Origin of the sequence: Sphingosinicella sp. LHD-64 (assembly GCF_031157375.1) — a bacterium.
Lineage (GTDB): Bacteria > Pseudomonadota > Alphaproteobacteria > Sphingomonadales > Sphingomonadaceae > Allosphingosinicella.
On the sequence record NZ_JAVIFV010000001.1, the window covers coordinates 290,861 to 315,998 of the forward strand.

Below are 25,138 nucleotides of genomic sequence, written 5' to 3' on the forward strand. Positions count from 1 at the left end.
CTAGCTCAGCCGCGCGAGCGCCGCCCGGTATTTTTCCGCGTCGGACGACTTCTCCGCATGGTCGGCCCGCGCCTTCTCCACCGCCTCCGGCTTGGCGCGCTCGACGAAGCTCGGATTGTCGAGGCGCCCGGCGAGCGAGTCGCGCTCCTTCTCGGCGGCTTCGGCGGCTTTGGCGAGACGGGTCTTCTCCGCCGCGATGTCGATCACGCCTTCGAGCGGCAGGATGAAGGTCGCCTCGTCGACGATGATCTGCGCCGCCCCGCCCGCAGGTTCGCTGCCGGCGATCGCCTCGATCCGGGCGAGGCGCTGGATCGCGGCGGCGTGACGTTCGATCCGGGCCGACGTGCCCGGCGCCGCACCGCGGACGTGCAGCGGCAGCTTCGCGCCGGGTGGCACGTTGAGCTCGGAGCGCGCGGTGCGGATGCCGCTGACGAGGCGGATCAGCCAGTCGATCTCCAGGCCCGCCTCGGGATCGAGCGCGCGGGCGTCCGGCATCGGCCATTTGGCGAGGATCAGCGGATAGGGCCGCTCACCAATCGCGCCCCACAGCTCCTCGGTCACGAAGGGCATGAACGGGTGGAGCATGACGAGAATCTGGTCGAGCACCCAGGCGGCGACTTCGCGGGTTTCGGCGGCATCGTTTCCCTCCCCTTGATCCCCTCCCGTAAGCGGGAGGGGAGAGAGAACGGGCTTGATCAGCTCCAGATACCAGTCGCAGAAGGTGCCCCAGGTGAACTGGTAGACCGCGTTGGCGCTCTCGTCGAAGCGGAGTTCCGCGAGGGCGAGGTCGAGGGCCTGGACGGTCTTCACCGTCTCGCCGATGATCCACGTGTTGACCGGCAGGGTCGCCTGCGGCGGCTCGATCGTCTTCGACGCGCCGATGCCGTTCGCCTGGCAGAAACGGGCGGCGTTCCAGAGCTTGGTGGCGAAGTTGCGATAACCCTCGACGCGCTTCTCATCGAGCTTGATGTCGCGGCCCTGGCTTTCCATCGCGGCCAGCGTGAAGCGCAGCGCGTCGGCGCCATAGGTGTCGATGAGGCCCAGCGGATCGACCGTGTTGCCCTTCGACTTGGACATCTTCTGGCCCTTGGCGTCGCGGACCAGGCCGTGGAGATACAATGTCTTCCACGGTCTCTCTCCCATGAACTCGAAGCCCTGCATCGCCATGCGGGCGTCCCAGAAGAAGATGATGTCGAAGCCCGAGACGAGCACATCGTTGGGATAGTGGCGAGCCAGTTCGCTCCCCGGCTTCGCGACCCACTTTGCCCCCTCTCCCCCGGGGGGAGAGGGTTGGGGTGAGGGGGTTCGGCCTTCGAGGGAACGTTCAGACGTGGGAGCCCCCTCACCCTGCCCTCTCCCCCCAGGGGAGAGGGTTGGTTCCGCGTTGTCCGGCCAGCCCAGGGTCGCAAACGGCCAGAGGGCGGAGGAGAACCAGGTGTCGAGGACGTCGGGATCGCGCCAAAGGTGGACGGTGTCCCCACCCTTCAGAAAGCCATCAAAGGCTGCGTCTCGCGAGTCAGCAATGCTCACTTGATGCTTCGAACCATAATATTCGCGAGCCAGAAGCAGCGCCTCAGCTTCGGTTTCGGCGACAAAGGTCTTTTGCGCCGGTGCGAAGTCCTGCTTGAAGGTCTGGTCGCCACGCTCGCCGAGCACCGGCCCATACCACGCCGGAATCCGGTGCCCCCACCAGAGCTGGCGCGAGACGCACCAGGGCTGGATGTTCTCCAGCCAGTTGAACCAGGTCTTCTCCCAGGTCTTGGGGACGATCCTGATGTCGCCGGAGCGGACCGCTTCGATCGGCTTCTTCGCCAGCGTTTCGGCGTCGACATACCATTGGTCGGTCAGCCAGGGCTCGATCACCGCGCCGGAGCGGTCGCCGAACGGCGTCGCGACCGTCCGGTCCTCGACCTGCTCCAAAAGGCCCGCTTCCTCGATGAGTGCGACGACGCGCTTGCGGGCGTCGAAGCGGTCGAGGCCGAGCAGGTCGTCGGGGATCAGGCCGTCGGCGGTCTGGATCACCTTCGCATCGCCGTCGAGCATGTTGAGCATGTCGGCGGGCTTGATGCCGGCGCGGCGGCCGACCTCGAAGTCGTTGAAATCGTGGCCCGGCGTGATCTTGACCGCACCCGACCCCAGTTCCGGATCGGCATGCTCGTCGGTGATGATCGGCACGAGGCGCCCGGTGACCGGCAGGCGGACGTTCTTTCCCACCAGCGCCTTGTAGCGCTCGTCCTCCGGATTCACCGCGACGGCCATGTCGGCGAGCATCGTCTCGGGCCGGGTGGTGGCGACCGAGATATGGCCGGAGCCGTCCTCCAGCGGATATCTGAAGTGCCAGAACTTGCCCTGGACATCCCGCGTCTCGACCTCGAGGTCGGAGATCGCGGTCTTGAGGCCGGGATCCCAGTTCACCAGCCTTTTGTCGCGGTAGAGCAATTTGCGCTCGTAGAGATCGACGAACACCTTGAGGACGGCCTTCGAGAAGCCCTCGTCCATGGTGAAGCGCTCATTGCGCCAGTCGCAGGACGCGCCGAGCCGGCGGAGCTGGCGGGTGATCTGGCCGCCGCTCTCCGCCTTCCATTCCCACACCTTGGCGACGAATTCGTCGCGGCTGTAGTTGGTGCGCTTGTCCTGCCGCTCCTCCATCTGCCGCTCGACCACCATCTGGGTGGCGATGCCGGCATGGTCCATGCCGACCACCCAGAGCGCGTCCTTCCCTTGCATGCGGGCATGACGGATCAGGATGTCCTGCAGCGTGTTGTCGAGCGCGTGGCCGATGTGGAGCGACCCCGTCACGTTGGGCGGCGGGATGACGATGGTGTAGGGCTCGGCCTCGTTGCGCTCGGCGCGGAACAGGCCGTTCTCCTCCCAATGCGCGTACCAGCGCGCCTCGATCGGACCGGGTTCGAAAGTCTTGGGCAGTTCGCTCATGCGTGGCGCTTAGACGAGAGGCGCACTCCGGAGCAATCACCGTCACGGCGGCGAGAGCCGGAGGCGGCCATCCACGTCGCCCCGGGGCCGGTTCGCAAGACATTTTTTCCGGCAGCCTTGCGGCGGAAGGCACGGAGAACAGCCGGGAATCCCGCACTCCGGCGGGGGCGAAGTTCGGGGATTCCGCAGAAAACAGGAAAATTCCGGCGTCTCCGTTTTGAGGTTCCTCGGAGAAGTCGTCGGAATCAGGGCATTTTGTTGGCGGCCCGCGCCGAGAATGTGGTTCGGGCCTTGTCCAGTTCTGGCCGCTTTTGTCCGCCGCCAGGTCGCTGACGGCCATATGCAGGCAGGCGCGGGGCGGCCGGACCGGGGGCTGGTGCGCAGGGGATGAGGAGAAAGGTCTCATCCGGCCAGCGTTTCAGACGAAATCCTATTTGTCTCCAACAATCGCAGGGCTGCTCGTTCTGGTCCCGAGATCCCGGCCTTCGCCGGGATGACGGCTAGTTGGACGGCCTCAGATACTGGTCGAGCCAGCGATTCACCTCGCGATACCACTGGATCGAGTTTTGCGGCTTCAGGATCCAGTGATTCTCGTCCGGGAAGACGACGAGGCGCGAGGGGGCGCCCCGGCGCTGGAGCGCGTTGAACAGGCCGAGCGACTGGCTGTACGGAATGCGGAAATCGCGCTCGCCATGGAGGACCAGCATCGGGGTGCGGAAGTTCTGGACGAAGTTGACCGGGTTGTTGCGCTCGTAGTTCGCCGCGGCCTCGGGCTCGAAATAGGGGCCGCCGAACTCGTATTCGGTGAACCAGAGCTCTTCGGTCTCATAGGCCATGGCGCGCTGGTCGAAGACGCCGGAATGGCTGACCAGGCACTTGAAGCCGTCCGTCCAGTGGCCGGCGATCCAGTTGACCATGAAGCCGCCATAGGAGCCGCCGAGCGCGCAGGCGTTGGCGATGTCGAGCGCCGGATCCTGCTGTCCCGCGGCGGCGAGGCCCAGTCGCAGGTCTTCCAGCGGGCCGCCACCCCAGTCGCGGTTGATCGCGTCGGTGAAGGCCTGGCCGTAGCCGGTCGAGCCGTGGAAATCGACGGTGACCGCGGCATAGCCCGGCGCCGAGAAGAGCCGCGGGTTCCAGCGGTAGGACCAGGCATTGCCGAACGAGCTTTGCGGGCCGCCATGGATCAGGAAGGCGACAGGCAGGCGGGACTGCTGGCCGTCGGGGCGGACGATCTGGCCCCACACGGTGTCGCCGCGCGCGCCGCGGAAGCTGAACCGCTCGTAGCGGACCGGATCGAGCTCGGCGAGCAAGGCCGCGTTGACCGAGGTGATCGGCACATTCTCTCCGGCGGCGTTCATCCGGTAGAGATCGTCAGGACGCTCGATCGTGTTGAGGGTGAAGACTGCGCCGTCGCGAGTCGGGACGACATTGCCGACGGTGCCGGACTGGGTGAGCCGGGTGACGTTGCCGCTCCGGGCATCGACGCGGAACAGGGGTGTGTCGAGCGTGTCGCCGGCGGTGACGAGCAGGCTGCGCGAATCGGGCGCCCAGGCGATCGAGCCGACCGAGCGGTCCCAGCCTTGCGTCAGCACCCGGGTCCGGCCGGTGCGCAGGTCGCGCAGATGGATGACCAGCCGGTCCGCTTCATAGGTCGGCCGGGCCATCGCCGCATAAGCCAGCCAGCGGCCGTCCGGCGAGACGGCGGGCGTGGTGTCGGTCGCCTGATTGGCCTCGGTCAGGTTGGTCGGGGCGGCGCTGCCGTCGGCCGGGACAGAGTAGATGTCGAGATTGGTCGAGTTCGGCTCGGTGCGGCCGCCCAGACGCAGGGTGAAGTAGAGGGTGCGGCCGTCGGCGCTCCAGGCGATCTCCTCGGCGCCGCCGAACGGCTTGGACGGCGAGTCGCCGACGAGGTTCGGCGCGAGGGGCGTGCCGGCGCCCTGCGGCCGGCCGTCGACCAGCGGCAGAGTGAAGATGCGCGAGCGGACGTTCGGTTCAACCCAGGTGTCCCAGTGGCGGACGAAGGTCTCGTCATAGACGCGGCCGCTCCCCTGCCCGCTCTGCGCGGCCGGGACATCGGCGCAGTTGAAATCGGTGCAGGCCATGTTGCGATCCGCCCAGATCGCGATCCGGTCGCCGGACGGCGCGAGGCTGAAGCCGGCGATGTCGGTCGCGAAGTCAGACACCCGCTCCGGCGTCCCGCCCGGCAGCTGGACCCGCCAGAGCTGCTCGGAGCCCGAAGCGCCGCTCAGATAGTAGAGCCAGCGGCCATCGGCGGAGAAGCGCGGGTCATGCTCGTTATGCTCGGCCGCCGATGCGATCTTGACCGGCTCGGCCTCCGCGGCGCTGAGATCGAGCAGCCAGAGGTCCAGCCGGCCCCGGTTCGCGGCGAGATCGGTCTCGCGCAGCTGGTAGACCACCCAGCGCCCGTCCGGCGACACGGTCGGCGCGCCGATCCGTCGCATCGAGGCGAGGTCGGTGGCGGTCATCGGGCGGGCGAGCGCGGCAGACGCCGGGGCGAGAGCGAGCGCGGCAAGGCTCGCGGCGAGGAGCTTTCTCATGGAGCGTTGGCGTAGCATCGGCGAAACGACCCGGAAAGTCCCCCGCGCCTTATTCCCCTCCCTCTCAGGGAGGGGTTAAGGGTGGGTGCGAGCGCAGCGAGCTCTCGGGCGCAGGTGTGCCGAAAGCGCCTTCGGCGCTACCCACCCCCGGCCCCTCCCTTGCAGGGAGGGGAGATTAGAGGCTGCGGCCGGTGATCCGGGCGATCTCGCGGGTGACGAGCTGCTCGACGATCTCGGGCAGGTGCTCGTCGAGCCAGTCCTTCAGCATCGGCCGGAGCATGTCGCGCACCACCGCCTCCAGGGCGCCAGCGTCGGCCGGTGCCTCGGTGCGCTGGCGGATCGCCGAGAGCGCGGCCAGCCGTTCGCGGCTTGCCGCGGCGACGTCGCTCGACATCAGCCCGCTTTCCTCGGTGACCGGATCGTCGAGCTCGAGCACGTCCTCTTCTTCCGGCGTCGGCGCCGGCTCGGCGGACGGCGCCCGGCGCGCGCGCGCGGCCGGCGCGGCGGCCGTGCCGTCCTGGGCGATGACGCGTTTGATGGAAGCGAGAATTTCTTCCATCGAAGGATCCTGCGGAATGTCCCCCATATCGAGGGCCTTATTGCCTATCGGGGCAGCTCTGTCACGGGGCTGTTTGCGGTCTCCGGCGCGGTCCGTGTCGCGACCGGGCGGATCATCGGCCCGTCGTCCCAATCGTTCCAGCTGCCCGAATAGCGGTTGTAGTTGACGGTCGGGTCGTAGAGCGGGCCGTCCTCGAGATTGAGGTCCTCCGCTTCGGCCTGGCCCATCGAATTCAGCAGATCGAAACCGGCGACATAGGCGTCGCGGCGGGCCGTCACCAACGCGACCTGGCTGTTCAGCAATTCCTGCTCGGCATTGAGAACGTCGAGGACGTTGCGGGTGCCGACCGTCTGCTCGGCGCGGGTGCCCTCCAGCGCCAATTCGTTGGCGGCAACCGCGATCGTGTTCGATTCGATCGCGTCGTTCGCGGCCACATAACGGGCATAGGAGGCGCGGGCGTTGGCGATCACCAGACGTTCGACTCCGATCGCCTGTTCGAGCAATTGCCCGCGCTGGGCCTGTGCCTGACGCACGCGCGCGCCGGCGGCGCCGCCCTGATAGAGCGGCACGCTGAGCGTGAGGCCCACGCCCGCGCTGGTCGTATTCTCGGGAACCAGACCGCCACCGCCGCCGACATTGATGTTGTTGGTGCCGAGCGAGTCCGAATAGCGGATGCTGCTCACGCCGGAGATCAGCGGCAGGCGCTCGCCACGCGCGGCGCGCACGTCGAAGCCGGCCGCCCGCGCCTGGGCCGCGATCGAGGCGAGGTCGGCATTGTTGGCGAGCGCGACCTCCATCGCCTGCCCAGGGGCGCCCGGCAGGCTCGGCAGCGGCGGCGGCGGCTGGAGGTCGCCCGGCGCGACGCCGATCACCCGCTCGTAATTTTCCTCGCTGGTCTCGAGCGTCCCCTCGGCGATGGCGAGATTGCTGCGGGCAAGCGCGAGGCGGGCCTCGGACTGCGCCACGTCGGTGCGGGTAAGATCCCCGACCTCGAACCGGTCGCGATTCGCCTGCAGGTTGGTTTCGAGGACGCGAACCTGATTCTGGTTGAGCTGGACGATCGAACGATCGCGGATCACGTCCATATAGGCGGCAACCGCCTCGGTGAAGATGTCGCCCTCGGTCGCGCGCAGGTCGGCGCGGCCCGCCTCGACGCGGGTGTTCGCGGCGCGAACCGCGTTGCGGATCGTCCCTCCGGCAAAGAGCGGGACGCGGACATCGCCGCCGACGTTGAAGTTGCGCTGGTTCTCGCCGAGATTGCGGGTGATCACATCCTGGTTGAAGGCGGCATCGCCGTTCACTTGCGGGCGGCCGCGCGCACGGGCCAGCGCCACGCCTTCGTCGAGCCCGCGCAGCGTCTGGCGCTGTGCCATGAGCGTCGGATTGCTGGCATAGGTACGGACCAGCGCATCGCGCAGGGTCATCGCCGGGCCCGGCGCGGGCGCGGCGGGCGGCAGCGTGGCCGGCATCTGCGCCGGCGCAGCTTGCTGCTGCGCCAGGGCCGCGCCACTCCAGACCAGTGCGGCCACCCCCGCCGCGGCAAGCAACCGTCCCCGCATCACCGATTCACTCCTCAGAAACTGAACGTCCGGGGCTTTTCGAAGCCCGGAAGCGCCGCCGCCGCGGCATCTGCATAGGTTGTCACACCGAACGCTCCGGCAACGACCCGCCCGATACCAAGCCGGGTGACGCCCTGGTCGATCAGCGCCAGCGCGATCTCTCCGCCGTCCGCGACCTGATCGACGATCGCCTGCGGCACCGCTTCCACGGCACCGTCGATCAGGATGAAGTCATAAGGGGCGCCGGCGGCATGGCCCTGGTTCAGTGGCCCCTCGACGATCTCGACTCCGGTTCCCGCCAGCGCCGTCCGCGCCGTTGCAGCGAGATCGCCCGATTCCTCGAGCGCGGTCACGGACGCGACGAGCCGCGCCAGCACCGCGGCCGCATAGCCGGCGCCCGCGCCGATCACGAGCGCGCGTTCCGGTCCGCGCAGCTTCGCCTCGGTCAGCATCCGACCCAGCGCCATCGGCGGGTTGAGCTGGCGGCCGTCGCCGATCGGCACCAGGGCATCGGCATAGGCGATCGCCTTGCGGTCCTCGGGCACGAAACGCTCGCGCGCCACCTCACCCATCGCCGCAATCACCCGCGGATCGTTGACCCCGGTGGTGCGGAGCTGGCTCGCCACCATGGCGCGGCGCATCGGTTCGAAGGCGTGTTCGGTCATCGTCGCGGCTCTACTCGCATAACTGTTTTATTGATGCAATACACTTGTGCGTCTCAGCGGCTTTTATCGGCAAGCCGGAAAGAGGCCAAGCGGAAGCGTACGGCGACATGCCGGTCGCTCAGCAAAAGCCGTGCCAGCCCTTTACCGCGACTGAACGGCATAAGGATCGGGCCATGACTGTCCGAAACCGGACATGGGACCGTCCGATCCCGGACATGTCGCGCGCCCGCGCACTTCTGCTATGCGCCCGGTGTGACCAGCAGCGACATCCAGGACAGGCCGTTCGACCGCGCCCTGCGGCGCCTCCGCCGTGATCGCGCGGCGCGCCTGGGCAGCGAGACGCGCTATCTGCACCGGCGCGCGGCGGACGAGCTGCTCGAGCGACTCGACCTGGTCACCCGCGACTTCGGCGAGGCACTCGATCTCGGCTGCGGCGACGACTATCTGGGTGCGCAGCTCAGAACGCGCGGCCTGAACGTCACATCGGCCGACGCCGGTCGCGTTTTCGCCACTGCCGGCATGCAATGCGACGAGGATCGCCTGCCCTTCGCTGACGCGACGTTCGACCTCGTCGTCTCGGTCGGCGTGCTCGATACGGTCAACGATCTGCCCGGCGCGCTCACCTTGATCCGACGCGCGCTTCGCCCCGACGGTCTCTTCCTCGCCGCCTTCTCCGGCGCCGGCAGCCTGCCCCGCCTGCGTGCGGCGATCCGCACGGCCGAGGAGATCGAAGGGAGGGCCGCGGCCCCACGCATCCATCCGCAGATCGACGTGCGGGCAGCGGGAGATCTGCTCGGCCGCGCCGGCTTCGCCCTGCCGGTCGCCGACGTCGAAGAGGTAACGGTGCGCTACGGTTCGCTGATGACGCTCATCGGCGATCTTCGCGGCATGGCGGCGACGAACATGCTGGCGGAACGGTCGCGTCTGCCGCTGACGCGCCTCGGGCTCGCTGCCGCGGCGGCCGCATTCGAAGGCGCAGGCGATCCGGACGGCAAGGCCGGGGAACGCTTCTCGATTCTGTATCTGAGCGGTTGGGCGCCCGCCCCGGATCAGCCCCGGCCGGCACGACGCGGCAGCGCGGTGGCGTCGCTCGTCGATGCGCTCAAGCCGCCACGCGCTGCGGCGCCAGGCCGGCGGAACTGAGCGACTCGGTATCCGGCCGCGCGCGCCGCCAGACGCGGCGGCAAACGAGTGCGAACAGGCCAAGTGCGGCAAGCGGCGCGACATTGACCGGCAGGTCCCCGGTCCAGTTCTGGAGGAAGGCCATCAGCGCGATGATCCAGATCGGGACGAGCAGAGGCCGGTCGCGCGCCGTTTCCGCCAGCCACAGGAACGGGATCACCAGGATGATCGCGTCGTAGCTGTAGAGATAGGGACTGGCGAGCGCCGTCGCGGCGGCAAGACTCGCCGCCCGCGGGCCGAGATCGGTGGTTCGCCGCCAGACGGCGCAGGCGGCGAGCGTGACGACGACGGCGACAAGGAAATGCGCGACCAGCGCGACCATGTGGGCGGTCCCGGCCAGGCGCAGCGCGGCATAGACGCTCGCCATCTTGTTCCAGCCGGTGAGTCCTTCGGTGGCGATCGACGCGTAGAGCGGGGCTTGCGCAATCCAGGCCTCGTAGGATCCCATCCCGAACAGGACGACGCCGATCAGAAGGACTCCCATCGTAGACATCGCCGCCCCCGCGATGGCGCGCCATTCCCGGGCGGCGAGCAATGCGAAGGGGAGCACCAGGCCGAGCTGCGGCTTGAGGATCAGGATTCCGAGCAAGGCGCCGCCGATCAGGGGGCGCTTCGGCAGCAGCGCCAGGCCGGCTGCGAGCAGGCCGCACAGGATGAAGCCGACCTGGCCGATGATCGCGTTGGTGAGGACCGGCGGAAATGCGGCGGCGGCGAGACCCGCGCGCGGGGCGAGGGTGCGCAGGCACAGCAGGTAGAAGGTCAGCGTCGCGACGACCCAGCACAGCAGGGCGGGCACATAGGGGAGCAGGCTGAACGGCGCGGCGAGGATCAGGAACGGCGGGGGATAGGGAAAGGGCATGTCCCCGCGCATCGCCACGCCCTGCTCCTCCACCGCGCGATGGACGGCAACGTCGTAGGCGGCGGCCGGATTCCCGTCGAGCGCGAGGATGCCGGCCGCCCAGAAGCTGACGAAGTCGGATGGGTAGGGATTGGTGACCTGGGTGGCGAGCGCGAGCGTCGCGACGAACAGGAAGAGCAGTACGACCGGCTTCACCGCGCGTGCGAACCGGCCATAGATGCTCTCGTCGACCAGCGGCATGCGCGGGCTCCTTTCGGTGCCCTGCTACGGATGTTTGGTTTACAAAGGCTAACGCTGATCGGGCGGGCGCGGCCCGGCGGGAGGCCCGAGCAAGGCCTCGAGCAACCCGATCAGGGGCGCGTCCGCCGGCGGCATGGCGATTTCCGGCATGTCGCGGGTCCGTTCCCAGCGAAGAGCGCTGGCGTCCAGCGCCCGGGGCTGGCCGCGCCAGTCGCGGCATATGTAGAGCAGCAGCACCATATGGCGCGCGCCCATCGGAGCGCTGGCGAAGCAGGCCGGCATCAGCTCGGCCGGATCGACCTGGATTCCCAGTTCCTCCTCCAGCTCGCGCACCAGGGCAGCTTCGGGCGTTTCCTCCGGCTCCACCTTTCCGCCGGGAAACTCCCAGAGCCCGGCCATCGACCGCGCCGGCGCGCGCTGCTGGAGCAGGACCCGCCCTTCCCCATCGACGAGCGCTGCGGCGACGACCGTCATTGTCGGGTTTTTTTGCACAGGGCGTTCTCCAGGTAGGATTCCGTTAACGACACAGGGTTTAGCGCCCTCGCCAAATCGGCGCATTTTCGTGCGTGGGATGGGGATCGAAGCGATGCGGCTTTTCACCGACATCCGCAAGGACAGGCGCGGCGCGACGGCAGTCGAATACGCGATCATCCTGGCGATGGTCTTCCTGGCGATCGCCACGGCCGTGTCCGCCGTCGGCGTGACCACGGCGGGCATCTGGAACAATGTCGCCGATGCCTGGCCGGACGCCTGAGCATTAAATCTTTGGCAACTTCCTTGCCCTAGGACGAACCAAGCTGACCCCAAGATTGCCAAGCGCGGGCGGCCTGGAAGTGTGGACTTCCAACATGGAATTGGAACCAAGGAGACCGGAAATGCAGTTCATTCGCAAGATGATCAAGGACACCAAGGGCGCGACCGCCATCGAATATGGCCTGATTGCCGCCCTCATCGCCGTTGCGGCCATCACCGCGATGGGCGCCCTGGGCAACACGCTCAGCAACACCTTCAACGAGGTCGAGAGCGAGATGTCGAAGTAAGCCTTCGACTTCGTTCAAAAGGATCGGGCGGCGGGACTTGGGTTCCGCCGCCCTTTCTTTTTCTTCTTTTGCTTCAGGCGATGGCGAGGAATTTCTCGCGACGGGCAGCGCGAACCGCGTCGCGTTCGAGCGGCGCCAGCGCATCGAGCTCCTCGCCGAGCGCGACGCCGAGCATGGCGATCGCCTGTGCCCCGTCGCGATGGGCCCCGCCGATCGGCTCGGGCACGATCCGGTCGACGACGCCGAGCTGGGCGAGATCGCCCGCGGTCACCTTCATCGCCTCGGCCGCGTCGGCCGCCTTCTCGGCCGTGCGCCAGAGGATCGAGGCGCAGCCCTCCGGCGAGATCACCGAATAGATGCTGTGCTCCAGCATGAGCACGCGGTTGGCGGCGGCGATCGCGATCGCGCCGCCCGAGCCCCCTTCCCCGACGATCGCCGCGACCATCGGCACGCCGAGCGCCAGGCATTGCTCGGTCGAGCGGGCGATCGCCTCGGCCTGGCCGCGCTCCTCGGCCTGGACGCCCGGAAAGGCGCCGGCGGTGTCGACCAGGGTGACGACCGGCAGCCCGAACCGGTCGGCGATCTCCATCAGGCGGATCGCCTTGCGATAGCCCTCCGGCCGCGCCATGCCGAAATTGTGCCTGAGGCGGCTCGCCGTATCGTCGCCCTTCTCGTGGCCGATCAGGACGATGCGGCGCCCGCCCAGCCTGCCGAGGCCGCCGACGATCGCCTCGTCCTCGCCGAACGCGCGGTCGCCGGCGAGCGGCACGAAATCCTCGATGAGACCGGCGACATAATTCTTGAAATGCGGCCGGTCCGGGTGACGGGCGACCTGAGTCTTCTGCCAGGGCGTGAGCTTCGCATAGGTGTCGCGCAGCAGCTTGCCGGCGCGCTCCTCGAGGCGCGCGATCTCGGCCTCGATATTGGGCTCGCTCGCCGACGCGGTGTCCCGAAGCTCGGCGATCCGCGCTTCCAGCTCGGCGATCGGCTTCTCGAAATCCAGATAGGTGGCCATTGGCGCGCGGAGTTAGGGCTGCTTCGCGTCCGCGTCAACGCGCGCGGCGCTCCGCGGCGGCGCATCGGCCAGCGGATGGCGGCTGTTCACCAGCTCGATCAGCCGGCGCGAATCGACATGGGTGTAGATCTGCGTGGTCGCGATGTCGGCGTGGCCGAGCAGCATCTGGACGGCGCGCAGATCGGCGCCGCCTTCGAGGAGATGGGTGGCGAAGGCATGACGCAGGACATGCGGGCTGATCCGCTCGGGCGGAATGCCGGCCGCCGCGGCGAGCTCGCGGACGAGCTGGTACAGGCGCACGCGGCTCAGATGCTTCCTGCCGGACGGGAAGAGCCAGAGCGAGTCGCGCGGCACCTGCGCGGCCCATTCGGCAACCGCGGCGCGGGCACGGTCCGAGATCGGCACGAGCCGCTCGCGGCCGCCCTTGCCGGCGAGGATGAGGAAGGGTTTGTCGGGCGAAACAGCATTGCGCGGCAGCGACACGAGTTCGGTGGCGCGCAGGCCCGAACCATAGAGCAGCTCGATCAGGGCAGAGAGGCGCAGCGCTGCCGTGCCCCCCTCCCCCTTGCGCCGCTCGATCTCGGCGAAGAGGGCATCGACGGCACGATGGTCGAGCACCCTGGGCAGCGGCCGCTCGGTGCCCGGCCGCGGCAGCGCGCTGGAGGGATCGTCGGCGCGGAAGCCCTCATCCTGGAGGAACGCGAAGAAGCGTCGCAGCGCCGCCGCCTTGCGCGCCACCGTGGCACGCTTGAGCGGCATCCACGCTTCGGCGAGCCCGTGCAGCGCCTCCGGCCTGGCCTCTGCGAGTCGCCCTTCGAGCAGCGCCGACGCGCCTTCGAGATCGCGGCCATAGGCCAGCAGCGTGTTGCGCGCCGCCCCGGCCTCGGCCGCCATCATCTCGAGGAAGGCGCCGATGAGCTGCCGGTCCTCCGACACCGGATCAGGCCCGCGCCATCGCCTCGGCGGCGATCATCCGCGCCTCGTAATCGAGCCCGACCGCCCGCAGCGCCCGGATGATCCGGAAGAAATAGCGCGGCGGCACGCCGGACCAGTCGGGCGTCTGCATCGCGAGGCCGGCGAGGAGTGCGACGGTGCCTGGCCGCCGTTCCCGCGCCGCGCGGTCGATCGCGTCGGTCCAGATGTCGGTGCCGCCGACCTCCAGCCCGGCGGCCTGCGCGAGCTGCTGGCCCTCGGCATCGCTGATCCGCCCGAGGCCGACCAGCGCGCCGACCAGTAGCTGAGAGCGCTGCTTGTCGGCGCTCTCGTCATTGCCGATGAAGGTCCCGACCCGGCCCGCGCTCATGTCGACCGCGGGGCGCGGCGATCCCAGCGCCAGCATCGCCCAGGCGCGGTCGTCGCCGCCGTCCTGCACCACCGCTGCCCAGCGCGCCGCATCCGCGTCGAACCCGGCCGAGAGCATTGCGGAGACCAGGTTCGGCGCATCGCCCGCATAATCGGACGCGGCGGGAATGCGCGTCGCCGCGCCCGCGGTGAGGATCAGCCGGGCGTAGCGCTCGCGAAGGTCGGTCGGCTCGGTCCAGAGCGTGCGCAGGGCGGTCACGCGGTCGCCCGGGCTGCCGCCGACCCAGGCGGTGCGCAGGCGCGCCCCGATCGTCCCGCCGGTTTCGGCGACGTCGGTCTGGTCGAGGATCAGGCTGTGGATCTCGCCGAGCGAGTGCGAGGAAAAGACACCGAGCGCCGCGGCGACCGACGCAGCCTGGAGGCGCTGGTCGAGCGGCACCATCGGCGCGCGCGCGAACCAGGCCTGGACCCGCGGGCCGGCACCGGCGAGCAGGTTTTCCGGAACGGCCGTGCCCGTCGCGCTGGCGAGGCCGAAGCGCCAGGGGGTCAGCGTCTCGACGCCGTCCCAGACGATCGCGACCGAGCGGCGGGTCTCGGCGCCGGCGCCGACGACCTTCTCGGCCAGCGCAAGGTCGATGCTGCGCGAGCCTTCGCCGCGCCGCGCCTGGTCGATCAGTGCCGCCGCGCGGGCAGGCTCGCTCTCGAGCGACGCGCACATCGCCTCGGCCAGCGTCCACACCATATCGCGCGACAGCTGCCTGGCCGGGCCGACCAGCGGGCAGAGCGCGGCGGGATCGGCGGTCGCCAGCGCAGCCTGCCCCGCGACCTCGATCATCCGCGGCGTGTAGAATTCCTGATCGACCGACTGGACGAGCATCCGCGCGCCATCGGCCTCGCCCATGCGCAGCAGCAGGTCGGCACGTTCGGCCACCCAGTCGACCGGATTGACCCCCGCCGGCGCCGCCACCCGCGACAGCAGCGCGCGGCGGAGCAGGATCGAGGTCCAGCGCGACGGAAGCGGCGCATCGAGCCGGCGCATCACCTGCGCGAGCAGCGCGCCCTGATTCGGCCCGAAGGCGTCGCGGCCGAGGCCGTAATTTCCGGGCTCCAGCGGCCCGACGAGGTCGACCGGGCGGGCACGGCCCTCGGGAATCGTGAAATAGTTGACCGGCTGGAGGTCTTCCGGTGGCGGCACGTCCTCGCCCTCGCCGATCTCGGGAAGCGGCAGCGGCGGGGCGATGACCGGAACCGGCGCGCCCGGCTGCGACGGCGCCGGCGACTGGCCCGGCGCCTTCGGGGCCGGCGGTGGCAGGGCTTCGGGGTCGCCGAAGCCTTCCGGCAAAAGCGATTCGGGCGCTTCCTGGCTGAGCGCCGGGATCGCGACGAGCAACGCCGCGCCGGCGAGCAGCAGCGCCCTACCGGGCCAGGATGTCATTCGTCACGTCCTGTTCGATACGCTGGGTCGGCACCTCGGTGTCCCTGAGGCCCAAATAGATCAGGACGCCGACCAGCAGCACGAGGATGAGGAGAAGGATGATCCCGACCGGCGAACGGCGGCGGCGAGGCGGACCAAAATCGTAACGAGCCATGGCCGGCCTTTTGCCCCAGCCCGGCGCGCTCTGTATAGCCCCCGCATGCCCGATACATCCGCCCTTTCCGACAAATCGCCCGAGAAGGCGATCGTCCTGGTCGGCCTGATGGGTGCGGGCAAGTCGACGGTGGGACGGCGGCTGGCGGCGCGGCTCGGCCGGCCCTTCTTCGACGCCGATGCCGAGATCGAGACGGCGGCGGGGATGACCATCGCCGAAATCTTCGAGAGGTTCGGCGAAGCGCATTTCCGCGACGGCGAGCGCCGGGTGATGGCACGGCTGATCGACGGGCCCGCCGGCGTGATCGCGACCGGCGGCGGCGCCTTCGCCGACGATGCGACCCGGGCACTGATCCTCGAACGGGGGGTGGCGGTGTGGCTGGACGCCGACATCGCCACGCTCGCGGAGCGGGTCGGCCGGCGCGACCATCGCCCGCTGCTCAAGGATCGGGATGCCGCCGAAGTGCTGAGCGAACTCGCCGGGCGGCGCAACGCGGCCTATGCCGAAGCGCATGTCACGGTCCGCAGCGGCCGCGGCTCGATCGAGAAGACCGTGGACGCCATCCTCGCCGCGCTGGCGGGGCATGCCCACTGAGATCGTCAGCCCAGCGAAGCATGTCCTGAGCGCCTGCCTTGCAGGCAGTCGAAGGGGCTGGGGTCTCAGGTCGACAATGACATCAAGCCTGGATGTCGCCGAGATGCCAGCCTGCGCCGGCATGACGAAGGCTAGACGATTTCCCGATCGGCGAGCGGGTTGCCGGGACTGAACATCCGTTCCTTGAGCGCCTGCAGGTCGCCGGAGCTTTTCTGGATCTCGAGCCGCTCCCGGTCGCGGCGGCGATATTCCTCCTCGACCCGGTCGACCTCCTCCGGGGTGACGCAGAAGAGCGACAGCGCCTCGCGGCCCATCGCGATCGCCGATTCGAACATCTCCCGCACCGCATGCCTGAGGTCGAGCGACGCGAACTCGATCAGCTGGCGCCGGTCGAAGACGCGCACGAACACCGCCGCATGCGGGAAGGCCTCGAGGATCGGCTGGAGCCGGTGCGCGGTGAGATCGGTGCCGTCGATGCAGAACAGGATCGCTTTCGCTTCCGCAGCGCCGGCGAGACGCAGCAGATCGATGCGCGTGCCGTCGCCATAATAGACCTTCATGCCGAAATTGCCGCTGAGCTCGATCTGGCTCGGCTTCGAATCGATGAGGGTCACGGGAATGCCCTTGGCCATCATCATCTGCGCGACCGTCTGGCCGAAGCGCCCGTAGCCGACGACGATCGCCTGGCTCGGGCCGGACATTTCGGGGCCTTCGAGATCGACCTGTCCGCCGCGCGACCAGCGCCGGTCGAGCCAGTCGTTCAGCATCATCAGGAAGGGCGTCGTCGCCATCGAGACGGTGACGATCGCGCTGAACAGGCTGGCCGCCGCCGGCTCGATCAGCAGCGCGCTCTGCGCCGCGGCGAACAGCACGAAGGCGAATTCGCCGCCCTGGCTCAACAGCAGGCCGAGCTTGATCGCCTTGCGCGGCGGCATCCGGAACAGACGTGCGAGGCCGTAGAGGACGGCCGTCTTCACGACGATCAGGGCCGCGGCCATGCCGATCACGAACAGCGGCCGCTCGATGATCGCGCCCAGATCGAGCATCATGCCGACCGAGACGAAGAACAGACCGAGCAGGATCGACCGGAACGGGTCGATGTCCGCCTCCAGCTCGTGCCGATAGGGCGAGTCGGCGAGCATCACGCCGGCGATGAAGGCGCCGAGCGCGGTCGAGAGGTGGAGCGACTCCATCACCGCCGCGGCGGCGGCGACGGTGAACAGGCCGGCGACGATGAACAGCTCGCGCTCGCTGATCCGGCCGACCAGGCGGAACAGCGGGTTGATGAGGAAGCGTCCGGCGAGCACGAGACCGACGATCGCCCCGATCGTGTAGAGGCCCAGCACCCAGCCCGGCGGCGCGGACGGATCGACGGGCGCGCGCGACAGGGCTGCGGTGATCGTGATGAGCGGGACGATCGACAGGTCCTGGAAGAGCAGGACGGAGAAGGCGCGCTCGCCCGCCGGCGTGTTGATCGAACCGTCGGAGCGCAGGCTCGGCAGCACCTGCGCCGTCGAGGACAAGGCGAGCGGGAGCCCGATCGCGAGCGCCGCGGCAGGGCTGAACCCGGTCGCGACGAAGACGACCGCGGAGATGGCGAGCCCGGCCACCGTCACCTGCAGCAAGCCGAGGCCGAAAATGGCATGGCGCAGCCGCCAGAGCCGCTCGGGATGGAGCTCGAGCCCGACCAGGAAGAGGAGCAGCACGATGCCGAAATCGGCGATGTGCAGCATTCCCTCGGGCGCATTGACGAGGCCGAGGCCCGAGGGGCCGACCAGCGCACCGGCGACGAGATAGCCGAGCACCGCGCCGAGGCCGAGGCGCCGGAACAGCATCACGAAGGCCATCGCGGCGCCGAGCATGACGACGCCGTCGCGCAGCGCGAGGGCGACGGTCGCTCCCCCCTCCGCCGCCATCAGCGCACCCGCACCAGGGCGGCAGCCGCTTCGGTCGCCGCAGCCGCGGCATCGAAGGCAAGAAGAATCGAGCGATGACGCGCCGTTACCCGCCGGGCCTCGGAAAAGACCTCAAGTCCGGGCCAGTCCCCGGGATCCCCGCGCGCGCCCGTGAGATAGGCCGCGAACGCATCGCGGGCGGTCGCGAATTCCTCTCCGGTCCGGCCGATCGCCTCCCGGCCCATCAAGGCGGCCGAAGCCTGACCGAGCGCGCAGGCCTGCACCTCCTGGCGGAGGTCGGCGACCCTGCCCGCGCCGTCGACCACGACATCGACGACGACGCGGCTGCCGCAGACCGGCGAGGTGCGCTCCGCCGTTCCCTGCGGCGTCTCCAGCCGGCCGAGATGCGGGATCGCGCTGGCGAGACGGAGGATATCGCGGCTGTAGAGGGTGCTCACCATGGCCGGCATATAGGCGGCGATGCCATCGCGCGCCATGGCCCGGCGCGGCTCATTTCAGCATCAGTGCGCGGGCGAACACGGCCTCGAACATGTCCGGGGTCAGCCGACCGGTATTCTGATTGTAGCGCGAGCAGTGATAGCTATCGATCAGCATGCGCCCGTCGGGCAGGCGATGCTCGGCGAGATGACCGAAGCGACAGGCCGCCAGCCGTCCACCGGATGTTCGCACGGCCGAGCCGTGCGCGATCTGGCCGAGGGCGACGAGCACGCGCACGTTCGGCAATCGCGCCAGCGCCGCCTCGTAATAAGGTCGGCAGGTGGCAATCTCCGCGGGCAACGGCCTGTTCTGCGACGGCAGGCATTTGACGGAATTGAGGATGATGCAGCCAGTGAGACACAAGCTGTCGTCCGGCCGCTCCTCATAAGCTCCCGTCGCCAGCCCGAATTTCAGCAGTGTGGCGTAGAGCAGATGGCCGGCGTGATCCCCGGTGAACGGCCGCCCGGTCCGGTTCGCGCCCCACATGCCCGGCGCCAGGCCGACGATCGCGAGCCAGGCTGCGGGATCGCCGAACGCCGGCACCGGGGCATTCCACCAGTCGGGATGCGCCGTCCTGAGCGCCGCGCGAAACGCCACCAGCCGCGGGCAGAGCGGGCAGTCGCGCGGCGCTTCGACGTCGGGGAGCGGGCTTCCGGGCGGCATGTTTAGCGTCTAGGCGGCAGGACATGGCGACGACAAGCTATGCGATCGCGCTCGGCTCGAACCGGCGCCACGGCCGCCACGGCGCGCCGGCCGACGTCGTGCGCGCAGGGTTGGAGGCGCTCGCCGGACTGGGGAAGATCGAAGCCGCCTCCGCGATCCGCGCGACACCCGCGCTCGGCCCGGCCGGCCGCGGCTTCGCCAATGCCGCCGCCCTCCTCGCCACCGACCTCGCACCCGACGATCTGCTCGACGCGCTGAAGGCGATCGAGCGGCGCTTCGGCCGGCGCGGCGGGCGGCGCTGGGGCCCGCGCGTGCTCGATCTCGACATCCTGCTCTGGTCGGAGGGACCGTGGGGCGGCCCCGGGCCGATCATCCCCCACCCCGCGTTCCGCACGCGGGCCTTCGTCCTCGATCCGCTCGCCGAGATCGCGCCCGGCTGGCGCGACCCGATCGGCGGCCTCAGCGTCCGTCAGCTGCATGCGCGGTTGACCGCGCCCCGCCCCGCGCACGCGCCCGATCGCTCGCGCCCTTAGCCGCGGGCGTGAATCAGGCTCGCGCCGATATCGAGACCGGGATTCACGTTTCGGGCTTTAGCCTGAAACGATCCTGGTCTAGGTGACGCGCACGAGGGGCCCTTAGCTCAGTCGGTAGAGCAACTGACTTTTAATCAGTAGGTCGCTGGTTCGAATCCAGCAGGGCTCACCATCCATCCCGGATTTTCAGGACTTGCGCGGCGTGTCGCGGCTGACCGCGTTGCGTCGGCCTTCCGCTTCCTCGAATTCCCAGACCGACATCAGCCTGCCGAGCCACATCCCGCCGCCGACCGCGGCGAAGAAGAACAGCGTCTGCCACATATGGCCCGGCACGATGACATCCTCCAGCGTTCCCTCGCTCCAGAGCAGCCAGTAGAAGCACAGGCTGAGGCCAGCGAGCATCAGCATCTGCACGACGATCAGCCGCAAGCCGAGGGCGGGCGTGATGACGAAGTCGCCGGGGTCCTTCGCGTCGGTGAGCCATGCAGCACCCGTGTTGAACACGAACAAGCCGGTGAAGATGCCGATCACGAGCCAGACCGCAAAGGACAGCAGGTCGTCCTCACCGAAAAAGCCGAAAAACAGAATGACCAGCATCCCCGTGATCGCCGCGGGGATGAGCCACATGACCAGCCCGATGGCGGCGCTTTGCGCGATCTTGAGCATCCCCGCTCCCCGTGGACGAACGCTATCGCAACGGCGCCCCGAGTCAACGCGCGGCGCGGGTCAGCCGGTACATCGGGAACTGGCCGTAATTCTTGGCGAGCTGGATGCGCCCGACATAGCGGCAGGCGAAGCGCTCCCCCGCCTCCAGCGCGACGATCGCCGCGAACGGCTCGGTCACGAACACCGCGCCCGGCGGCGTCACCGGCTCGATCCGCGCCGTCTTCGAGACTTCGGTGCCGTAGAAGGTGGTGCGGCCGGTGATATGATCGACGGTGCGATAGGCCGGGCCGTAATGGACGCCGATCCGCATCCCGCCCGTCCCGTCGAGGCCCAGCGTCGCATAGTCGAACAGGGCGAGCGCGTCCTGAAGCTCCAGTGCGATCTGGGCGGCCAACGGCGCGCTCGCCGTCACCGCGTAGAGCGCGTCACCCCAGCTGTTGCGGCAGGCAACGCCCTCGCCATGCCCGTCGAGCACGCCGGCCACGACCCGCATCACCCCGTCCCAGAATGCGGGCAGCGCCGTCTCCTTGAGCGTCGAGAAGCCGGCGAAATCGGTGAACAGGATCGCGGCGAGGCTGCGCTGGTAGGGGCTGCGCACGCGCGGATCGGGCCGGACGAGGCCGCGATCGATCGGCCCGGGCGCCACGATCGCGCTGCGCCCGCCCCGCGTCTCCCAGGCGGCGACGTCGACACCCGTGCCCGCGTCACCGTCGGCGGCGACGCCGTCCCAGACCGCCACCTGGAGCGATTCGGCGCCGAGATGCTGGGCGCGAAGCCGCGCCAGTCCCATCGCCATCCGGCTGGCATAGCCATATTGGGCGGGGTCGCCGAAATATTCCATCTCGCTCGCGAAGACGACGCTCGCCGCGCCCTCCAGACAGGCGCGATAGCGCGCCGCCCACCCGTCCCCGCCCGGCAGCACGGACTGGGCGAGGAAATCCTCCTCGACGAAGGGCAGCACGGCATGGAGCTCGATATCCCGCGCCAGCGCCGCCTCGGCGAACAGGATGTCGGCGCCGCAGGCCAGCGCGCCGTAGGCGAAGCCGATCTTCTCCGCCGCGAGCACCGCCTCGATACCATCCTTGATCTCGCCCTCCAGCGACGGATCGGCGGCAAACATATGGCCGCAGAAATGCGCGACCCGCGGCGGCGCGAGGCCGGCGAGGAGGTCTTCGGTGTCGTCGAGGCCGAAATGGTCGGCGATCATCGCCAGCTGGCGCGCGGTGCCGGAGCGGGCGCCATAGTCGGTGCTGGTCGCCACCACCTCGCTCGCCAGCACCGCACCGACCTCGTCCAGCCGCCCGAGCAGCAGCAGCGCTTCCGCCTTGGTCGCGGCAAGATAATAATCCGCCGCCGTCGCCACGCCGGGATCGGCGAGCAGCACCCCGGCCAGTTCGCGCGCACGCGCCTCGTCGCCGGCCAGCAAGGCCAGCGTCGCCGCATTGATGCCCGGGAAGGAATCGGCGCTGTCGCAATAGATGGCGTGATAGATCTCGAAGGCCTCCCGGAGCGCCGCCTGCCGCGCCGGCCCCTCCGCCGCCAGCGCCCGGTCCTTGAGCAGCCGCGCCCCGATCGCGCGCTGGTGCGGATCGTCAGACCGGTCGAGGCCATAGGCAGCGAAGCGCTCCATCGCCCGCTCGGTATCGCCCATCCGCGCGAGCGCGAGGATCTGGCGGTGGCGGATTTCGCCGGATTCATCCCCCTCCGCGATCGCCGAGACGGTGATGTCATAGGCGCCGATGAGGTCGCCGCGCGACAAGGCGGCCCGGGCACGTTCGGCGGCGCGGCTCATCCGGGCCTTATGACGCCGGCGACGGGGGGAAACAATTCACGACAAACTGCGACACAGTTCCTCTGGCGCCGCACCGTCGCGAAACCGTAAAGGGCGGGCAATGGCCGAAGAACCGCATATCCTGCTGGTCGACGACGAGCGCGACATCCGCGAGCCGCTCGCCGCCTATCTGTCGCGCAACGGCCTGCGCGTCACCAAGGCGGAGAATGCGTCGGTCGCGCGCCAGATGCTGTCGGCCTATGCGATCGACCTCGTCCTGCTCGACATCATGATGCCGGGCGAGGACGGCCTCGCGCTCACCAGCTACATCCGCGGCACCACCAGGCTGCCGATCATCCTCCTCACGGCCAAGACCGAGGAGACCGACCGGATCGTCGGGCTGGAGATGGGCGCCGACGACTATGTCAGCAAACCCTTCAGCCCCCGCGAGCTGCTCGCCCGGATCAAGGCGGTGCTGCGCCGGATCAGCGAGAATGGCGGCGCGGTGCGCGCGCCGGACACGGATTCGTACGCCTTCGGTCCCTGGGTGCTGAGATCGGGCGAACGCGAGCTGGTCGACCAGGAGGGCGTCGCGATCCCGCTCTCGACCGGCGAGTACAACCTTCTCCACGCGCTGGTCACCCATCCGCGCCGGGTGCTCACCCGCGATCAGCTGCTCGATCTCAGCCAGGGCCGCGAGCTGGCGGCGTTCGAGCGCAGCATCGACAATCACATCAGCCGCCTCAGGAAGAAGATCGAGGAGAATCCTTCGGCGCCCAAGCTGATCAAGACGGTCTGGGGCGGCGGCTACACGCTCGCGGCGGAGGTCCGGAAGCTTTGAGACGCTTCCTGCCGAGGAGCCTGATCGGCCAGATCGCGCTGGTCATGGCAGCAGCCCTGCTCGTCGCGCAGTCGATCAACTTCACCCTGCTGCTGGTCGAGCGGCAGCGCGCCACCCAGGCGCAGATCGAAGGGCCGCTGTTCGGCCGCTTCATCTCCGCGGCCCAGCGCTATGAATCGCGGCCCGTGGATGCCCGGGCGGACATACCGAGCTTTTCGCGGCGCAGCCGCTACACGATCAGCAGCGAAAGCATCCTGCCTCCCGAGCGCAGCGATGCCCGGCTGGTCACCCTTCTCCGCAACAGCGCCCAGGCGTCCGGCCTCGTCGTTCGCGATGCCCGCGCCGGCTTCAGCGAGGGCGAGCCGCCGCCGCGGCGGTTCGAGCGCCGCCCGCGCGACCGCGACGATCATCCCGACCGCTATCGGCTGCTCGTCCTCTCGGTGCAGCTGCGCGACGGCAATTGGGTGAACGGGCTGCTGTGGATCTCGAAGCCCGATCGCTGGGCCCCGGTCCGGCTCGCCGGCTCGACCTTGCTCCTCTATTTCGTCCTTCTCGTCGCGATGATCTGGGTCTCGGCACGGATCGTCCGGCCGTTGCGCGACCTCGCGTCCGCAGCCGACCGGCTCCAGGGCGCCGGCGAAACACCGATCGTGAAGCCGAGCGGCCCCGCCGACATCGAGCGTGCGATCACCGCCTTCAACGCGATGAGCAAGCGGGTGAGCGCCATGCTGGTCGAGAAGGACCGGATGCTCGGCGCGATCGGCCACGACCTCAGGACCCCCCTCGCCTCCCTGCGCATCCGCGCGGAGAGCATCGAGCCGGAGGACGAGCGCGCGCCGATGATCGCGACGATCGAGGAAATGGCGGCGATGCTCGACGATACGCTCGCCCTCGCCCGCACCGGCCGCGGCGTCGAGCAGCTGCGCCCGATCGACGTCGGCGCGCTCGCCGATACGGTGGTCGAGGAATTCCGCGCGCTCGGCCAGCCGGTCGAGCTGGAGGGCGGCGCGCGGCTGATCGCGAAGCTGCAGCCGAACCTCATCCGCCGCGCGGTGCGCAACCTCATCGACAATGCGGTCAAATATGGCGGCTCCGCACGGGTCGCCGTCCGCGACGCCGGCGGCGACCGGATCGCGATCGAGATCACGGATGATGGCCCGGGCATCCCGGACGGCGAGCTCGCCAACGCCCAGGAGGCCTTCTACCGGATCGAACCGTCGCGCAGCCGCGAGACCGGCGGTTCCGGGCTCGGCCTCACCCTCGCCCGCGCCGCCGCGCAGGCCCATGGCGGCGGCCTGGAGCTGGCGAACCGGCCGGAGGGCGGGCTCGTCGCCCGCATCCTCCTGCCGCGCGGCACTGCCGCCTCTTAGACCACAAGCAGCACCCACTTCATCGTCATTGCGAGGAGCCCTTCGACGCCGCCTGCGGCGTCGCTCAGGGTAAACTGCCGCTTCGCGGCCGCGACGAGCAATCCAGCGGACCTCCGGGGCCGCACTGGATTGCTTCGCTGCGCTCGCAATGACGATGCGGCTTGTGCCGGATTACTTGGAGCCGCCGGCCCCGCCGCCTTCCATCCGCCGGGTCTCGATGATCTTGTCCTCGGCGACGAGCCGGGCGAAGTCAGCCCGATTGATCGGGATCCGCTCCTGCTCGTCCCAGGTGATGTTGGCGAGATCGCCGCGCAGGTCGTTGACCGCGCCGCGCGAGTTCTCGTAGGCCGAGGTCTCGGTGATGACCGTCACCCGGTCGGCCGCCACATCGACCACGCGCAGCAGCCCATAGGCCTTTTCGCCGTTCCCGCCATTGCCGGTGGCGTCCGCCGGTCGCGCAGAGCCGAAATTCGCGCCCGAGAAGGCGGTGAGCTCGGCGGCATAGAGATCGCCGACCTGCGGATTGGCAAGGACCGGGTCGAGATCGGAAGCCGCCGTCTGCGCGGCCGGCGCCGCGCCGGCCTTGTCCGCGCCCGCGGCCGAGTTGCTCATCAGCACCGCATTGCCGGCGGTCGGCGCATTGTTGCATGCCGACAGCATGGCGAGCGCCATCGCGCCGCCGAGCAGTGCAGGCCGGATCGAGAAAGAGCTGGAATCTTTCGACATCGTCATCCCCGTTTTTCACGAACACAACGGGAGCCAGCCCGGCTGCAGCAGGAAGTCGGGCCTTTCTCCCGGCTTCTGC

Annotated in this window: 24 protein-coding genes and 1 tRNA gene; 8 read left to right on the forward strand and 17 right to left on the reverse strand. The window is 69.3% G+C overall.

Features of this window, described 5'->3' with window-relative positions; genetic code table 11:
• The 5 genes from RCO27_RS01430 to RCO27_RS01450 form a co-directional block, all read right to left on the reverse strand.
• Positions 1–2,934: a valine--tRNA ligase gene (locus RCO27_RS01430; RefSeq protein ID WP_309000858.1), complete on the reverse strand. Its 2,934-nt coding sequence runs from the start codon at positions 2,932–2,934 to the stop codon at positions 1–3.
• 500 nt (positions 2,935–3,434) lie between these two features.
• Positions 3,435–5,492 (reverse strand): S9 family peptidase, encoded by a 2,058-nt coding sequence (locus tag RCO27_RS01435; protein ID WP_309000859.1) that lies wholly within the window; start codon positions 5,490–5,492, stop codon positions 3,435–3,437.
• A gap of 175 nt (positions 5,493–5,667) precedes the next feature.
• Positions 5,668–6,051: a DUF2497 domain-containing protein gene (locus RCO27_RS01440; RefSeq protein WP_309000860.1), complete on the reverse strand. Its 384-nt coding sequence runs from the start codon at positions 6,049–6,051 to the stop codon at positions 5,668–5,670.
• 44 nt (positions 6,052–6,095) lie between these two features.
• On the reverse strand, positions 6,096–7,610 hold the full coding sequence (locus tag RCO27_RS01445) for a TolC family outer membrane protein (protein ID WP_309000861.1): 1,515 nt from the start codon (positions 7,608–7,610) through the stop codon (positions 6,096–6,098).
• A 14-nt stretch (positions 7,611–7,624) separates the two neighbouring features.
• On the reverse strand, positions 7,625–8,275 hold the full coding sequence (locus tag RCO27_RS01450) for a methyltransferase domain-containing protein (RefSeq protein WP_309000862.1): 651 nt from the start codon (positions 8,273–8,275) through the stop codon (positions 7,625–7,627).
• 252 nt (positions 8,276–8,527) lie between these two features.
• On the opposite strand from RCO27_RS01450, the gene RCO27_RS01455 reads away from it, so the two are divergent.
• Positions 8,528–9,418, forward strand: a complete 891-nt coding sequence (locus RCO27_RS01455; protein WP_309000863.1) for a methyltransferase domain-containing protein — start codon at positions 8,528–8,530, stop codon at positions 9,416–9,418.
• Here the strand turns inward: RCO27_RS01455 and RCO27_RS01460 are convergent.
• The gene (locus tag RCO27_RS01460; RefSeq protein WP_309000864.1) at positions 9,378–10,556 is read right to left on the reverse strand and encodes a glycosyltransferase family 87 protein; all 1,179 of its coding nucleotides are present in this window, start codon (positions 10,554–10,556) and stop codon (positions 9,378–9,380) included. The genes RCO27_RS01455 and RCO27_RS01460 overlap by 41 nt on opposite strands.
• Positions 10,557–10,604: 48 nt before the next feature.
• Positions 10,605–11,030: a (deoxy)nucleoside triphosphate pyrophosphohydrolase gene (locus RCO27_RS01465; RefSeq protein WP_309000865.1), complete on the reverse strand. Its 426-nt coding sequence runs from the start codon at positions 11,028–11,030 to the stop codon at positions 10,605–10,607.
• Between the two features lie 97 nt (positions 11,031–11,127).
• On the opposite strand from RCO27_RS01465, the gene RCO27_RS01470 reads away from it, so the two are divergent.
• Together RCO27_RS01470 and RCO27_RS01475 are read left to right on the forward strand one after the other, a co-directional pair.
• Positions 11,128–11,310, forward strand: coding sequence for a Flp family type IVb pilin (locus tag RCO27_RS01470; RefSeq protein WP_309000866.1), 183 nt, complete (start codon positions 11,128–11,130; stop codon positions 11,308–11,310).
• Positions 11,311–11,431: 121 nt separating this feature from the next.
• The gene (locus tag RCO27_RS01475) at positions 11,432–11,596 is read left to right on the forward strand and encodes a Flp family type IVb pilin (protein ID WP_309000867.1); all 165 of its coding nucleotides are present in this window, start codon (positions 11,432–11,434) and stop codon (positions 11,594–11,596) included.
• Positions 11,597–11,669: 73 nt separating this feature from the next.
• On the opposite strand, the gene RCO27_RS01480 is transcribed toward RCO27_RS01475, so the two are convergent.
• From RCO27_RS01480 to RCO27_RS01495, 4 genes are read right to left on the reverse strand one after another with little or no spacing between them, the layout of a single operon-like run.
• On the reverse strand, positions 11,670–12,611 hold the full coding sequence (locus RCO27_RS01480; protein WP_309000868.1) for an acetyl-CoA carboxylase carboxyltransferase subunit alpha: 942 nt from the start codon (positions 12,609–12,611) through the stop codon (positions 11,670–11,672).
• 12 nt (positions 12,612–12,623) lie between these two features.
• Positions 12,624–13,508 carry a tyrosine-type recombinase/integrase gene (locus tag RCO27_RS01485; protein ID WP_374990359.1) on the reverse strand — a complete coding sequence of 295 codons (885 nt, stop codon included), beginning with the start codon at positions 13,506–13,508 and terminating at the stop codon, positions 12,624–12,626.
• Positions 13,509–13,551: 43 nt separating this feature from the next.
• A complete protein-coding gene (locus RCO27_RS01490) occupies positions 13,552–15,348 on the reverse strand; it encodes a hypothetical protein (protein WP_309000870.1) in 1,797 nt (598 codons plus the stop codon).
• The gene (locus RCO27_RS01495; protein WP_309000871.1) at positions 15,329–15,502 is read right to left on the reverse strand and encodes a hypothetical protein; all 174 of its coding nucleotides are present in this window, start codon (positions 15,500–15,502) and stop codon (positions 15,329–15,331) included. Before RCO27_RS01495 ends, RCO27_RS01490 begins: the two co-directional genes overlap by 20 nt.
• A 45-nt stretch (positions 15,503–15,547) precedes the next feature.
• Between RCO27_RS01495 and RCO27_RS01500 the strand changes: the two genes are divergently transcribed.
• Positions 15,548–16,096 carry a shikimate kinase gene (locus RCO27_RS01500; RefSeq protein WP_309000872.1) on the forward strand — a complete coding sequence of 183 codons (549 nt, stop codon included), beginning with the start codon at positions 15,548–15,550 and terminating at the stop codon, positions 16,094–16,096.
• A gap of 131 nt (positions 16,097–16,227) precedes the next feature.
• Here the strand turns inward: RCO27_RS01500 and RCO27_RS01505 are convergent, their stop codons facing one another.
• The 3 genes from RCO27_RS01505 to RCO27_RS01515 are packed head-to-tail and all read right to left on the reverse strand — an operon-like array spanning position 16,228 to position 19,152.
• Positions 16,228–18,012, reverse strand: coding sequence for a cation:proton antiporter (locus RCO27_RS01505; protein WP_309000873.1), 1,785 nt, complete (start codon positions 18,010–18,012; stop codon positions 16,228–16,230).
• Positions 18,012–18,488 carry an iron-sulfur cluster assembly scaffold protein gene (locus tag RCO27_RS01510; RefSeq protein WP_309000874.1) on the reverse strand — a complete coding sequence of 159 codons (477 nt, stop codon included), beginning with the start codon at positions 18,486–18,488 and terminating at the stop codon, positions 18,012–18,014. Before RCO27_RS01510 ends, RCO27_RS01505 begins: the two co-directional genes overlap by 1 nt.
• Before the next feature lie 13 nt (positions 18,489–18,501).
• On the reverse strand, positions 18,502–19,152 hold the full coding sequence (locus RCO27_RS01515; RefSeq protein WP_309000875.1) for a uracil-DNA glycosylase: 651 nt from the start codon (positions 19,150–19,152) through the stop codon (positions 18,502–18,504).
• A 23-nt stretch (positions 19,153–19,175) separates the two neighbouring features.
• On the opposite strand from RCO27_RS01515, the gene folK reads away from it, so the two are divergent.
• Positions 19,176–19,685 carry a 2-amino-4-hydroxy-6-hydroxymethyldihydropteridine diphosphokinase gene (folK, locus tag RCO27_RS01520; protein ID WP_309000876.1) on the forward strand — a complete coding sequence of 170 codons (510 nt, stop codon included), beginning with the start codon at positions 19,176–19,178 and terminating at the stop codon, positions 19,683–19,685.
• A gap of 96 nt (positions 19,686–19,781) precedes the next feature.
• Positions 19,782–19,857: transfer RNA gene (locus RCO27_RS01525), tRNA-Lys, on the forward strand.
• Between the two features lie 14 nt (positions 19,858–19,871).
• On the opposite strand, the gene RCO27_RS01530 is transcribed toward RCO27_RS01525, so the two are convergent.
• Positions 19,872–20,351 (reverse strand): hypothetical protein, encoded by a 480-nt coding sequence (locus RCO27_RS01530; RefSeq protein WP_309000877.1) that lies wholly within the window; start codon positions 20,349–20,351, stop codon positions 19,872–19,874.
• A gap of 43 nt (positions 20,352–20,394) precedes the next feature.
• Positions 20,395–22,143 carry an adenylate/guanylate cyclase domain-containing protein gene (locus RCO27_RS01535; protein ID WP_309000878.1) on the reverse strand — a complete coding sequence of 583 codons (1,749 nt, stop codon included), beginning with the start codon at positions 22,141–22,143 and terminating at the stop codon, positions 20,395–20,397.
• 100 nt (positions 22,144–22,243) lie between these two features.
• Between RCO27_RS01535 and RCO27_RS01540 the strand changes: the two genes are divergently transcribed.
• Together RCO27_RS01540 and RCO27_RS01545 are read left to right on the forward strand one after the other, a co-directional pair.
• Positions 22,244–22,963, forward strand: coding sequence for a response regulator (locus RCO27_RS01540; RefSeq protein WP_309000879.1), 720 nt, complete (start codon positions 22,244–22,246; stop codon positions 22,961–22,963).
• The gene (locus RCO27_RS01545) at positions 22,960–24,333 is read left to right on the forward strand and encodes an ATP-binding protein (RefSeq protein ID WP_309000880.1); all 1,374 of its coding nucleotides are present in this window, start codon (positions 22,960–22,962) and stop codon (positions 24,331–24,333) included. The genes RCO27_RS01540 and RCO27_RS01545 overlap by 4 nt, the downstream gene beginning before the upstream one ends.
• Positions 24,334–24,504: 171 nt before the next feature.
• Here RCO27_RS01545 and RCO27_RS01550 read toward each other — a convergent pair whose 3' ends face one another.
• Positions 24,505–25,059: a hypothetical protein gene (locus RCO27_RS01550; protein WP_309000881.1), complete on the reverse strand. Its 555-nt coding sequence runs from the start codon at positions 25,057–25,059 to the stop codon at positions 24,505–24,507.
• Positions 25,060–25,138: the final 79 nt, after the last annotated feature.

Excerpts from the sequence above, each read along its gene's own strand:
- RCO27_RS01505 (WP_309000873.1), bottom strand. The coding sequence starts at position 18,012 with ATGGCGGCGGAGGGGGGAGCGACCGTCGCCCTCGCGCTGCGCGACGGC.
- RCO27_RS01480 (WP_309000868.1), bottom strand. The coding sequence starts at position 12,611 with ATGGCCACCTATCTGGATTTCGAGAAGCCGATCGCCGAGCTGGAAGCG.
- folK (WP_309000876.1), top strand. The coding sequence starts at position 19,176 with ATGGCGACGACAAGCTATGCGATCGCGCTCGGCTCGAACCGGCGCCAC.
- RCO27_RS01470 (WP_309000866.1), top strand. The coding sequence starts at position 11,128 with ATGGGGATCGAAGCGATGCGGCTTTTCACCGACATCCGCAAGGACAGG.
- RCO27_RS01435 (WP_309000859.1), bottom strand. The coding sequence starts at position 5,492 with ATGAGAAAGCTCCTCGCCGCGAGCCTTGCCGCGCTCGCTCTCGCCCCG.
- RCO27_RS01445 (WP_309000861.1), bottom strand. The coding sequence starts at position 7,610 with ATGCGGGGACGGTTGCTTGCCGCGGCGGGGGTGGCCGCACTGGTCTGG.
- RCO27_RS01550 (WP_309000881.1), bottom strand. The coding sequence starts at position 25,059 with ATGTCGAAAGATTCCAGCTCTTTCTCGATCCGGCCTGCACTGCTCGGC.
- RCO27_RS01495 (WP_309000871.1), bottom strand. The coding sequence starts at position 15,502 with ATGGCTCGTTACGATTTTGGTCCGCCTCGCCGCCGCCGTTCGCCGGTC.
- RCO27_RS01515 (WP_309000875.1), bottom strand. The coding sequence starts at position 19,152 with ATGCCGCCCGGAAGCCCGCTCCCCGACGTCGAAGCGCCGCGCGACTGC.
- RCO27_RS01510 (WP_309000874.1), bottom strand. The coding sequence starts at position 18,488 with ATGGCGCGCGATGGCATCGCCGCCTATATGCCGGCCATGGTGAGCACC.
- RCO27_RS01485 (WP_374990359.1), bottom strand. The coding sequence starts at position 13,508 with ATGATGGCGGCCGAGGCCGGGGCGGCGCGCAACACGCTGCTGGCCTAT.
- RCO27_RS01540 (WP_309000879.1), top strand. The coding sequence starts at position 22,244 with ATGGCCGAAGAACCGCATATCCTGCTGGTCGACGACGAGCGCGACATC.
- RCO27_RS01460 (WP_309000864.1), bottom strand. The coding sequence starts at position 10,556 with ATGCCGCTGGTCGACGAGAGCATCTATGGCCGGTTCGCACGCGCGGTG.
- RCO27_RS01475 (WP_309000867.1), top strand. The coding sequence starts at position 11,432 with ATGCAGTTCATTCGCAAGATGATCAAGGACACCAAGGGCGCGACCGCC.
- RCO27_RS01430 (WP_309000858.1), bottom strand. The coding sequence starts at position 2,934 with ATGAGCGAACTGCCCAAGACTTTCGAACCCGGTCCGATCGAGGCGCGC.
- RCO27_RS01490 (WP_309000870.1), bottom strand. The coding sequence starts at position 15,348 with ATGACATCCTGGCCCGGTAGGGCGCTGCTGCTCGCCGGCGCGGCGTTG.
- RCO27_RS01500 (WP_309000872.1), top strand. The coding sequence starts at position 15,548 with ATGCCCGATACATCCGCCCTTTCCGACAAATCGCCCGAGAAGGCGATC.
- RCO27_RS01465 (WP_309000865.1), bottom strand. The coding sequence starts at position 11,030 with ATGACGGTCGTCGCCGCAGCGCTCGTCGATGGGGAAGGGCGGGTCCTG.
- RCO27_RS01535 (WP_309000878.1), bottom strand. The coding sequence starts at position 22,143 with ATGAGCCGCGCCGCCGAACGTGCCCGGGCCGCCTTGTCGCGCGGCGAC.
- RCO27_RS01440 (WP_309000860.1), bottom strand. The coding sequence starts at position 6,051 with ATGGAAGAAATTCTCGCTTCCATCAAACGCGTCATCGCCCAGGACGGC.
- RCO27_RS01450 (WP_309000862.1), bottom strand. The coding sequence starts at position 8,275 with ATGACCGAACACGCCTTCGAACCGATGCGCCGCGCCATGGTGGCGAGC.
- RCO27_RS01530 (WP_309000877.1), bottom strand. The coding sequence starts at position 20,351 with ATGCTCAAGATCGCGCAAAGCGCCGCCATCGGGCTGGTCATGTGGCTC.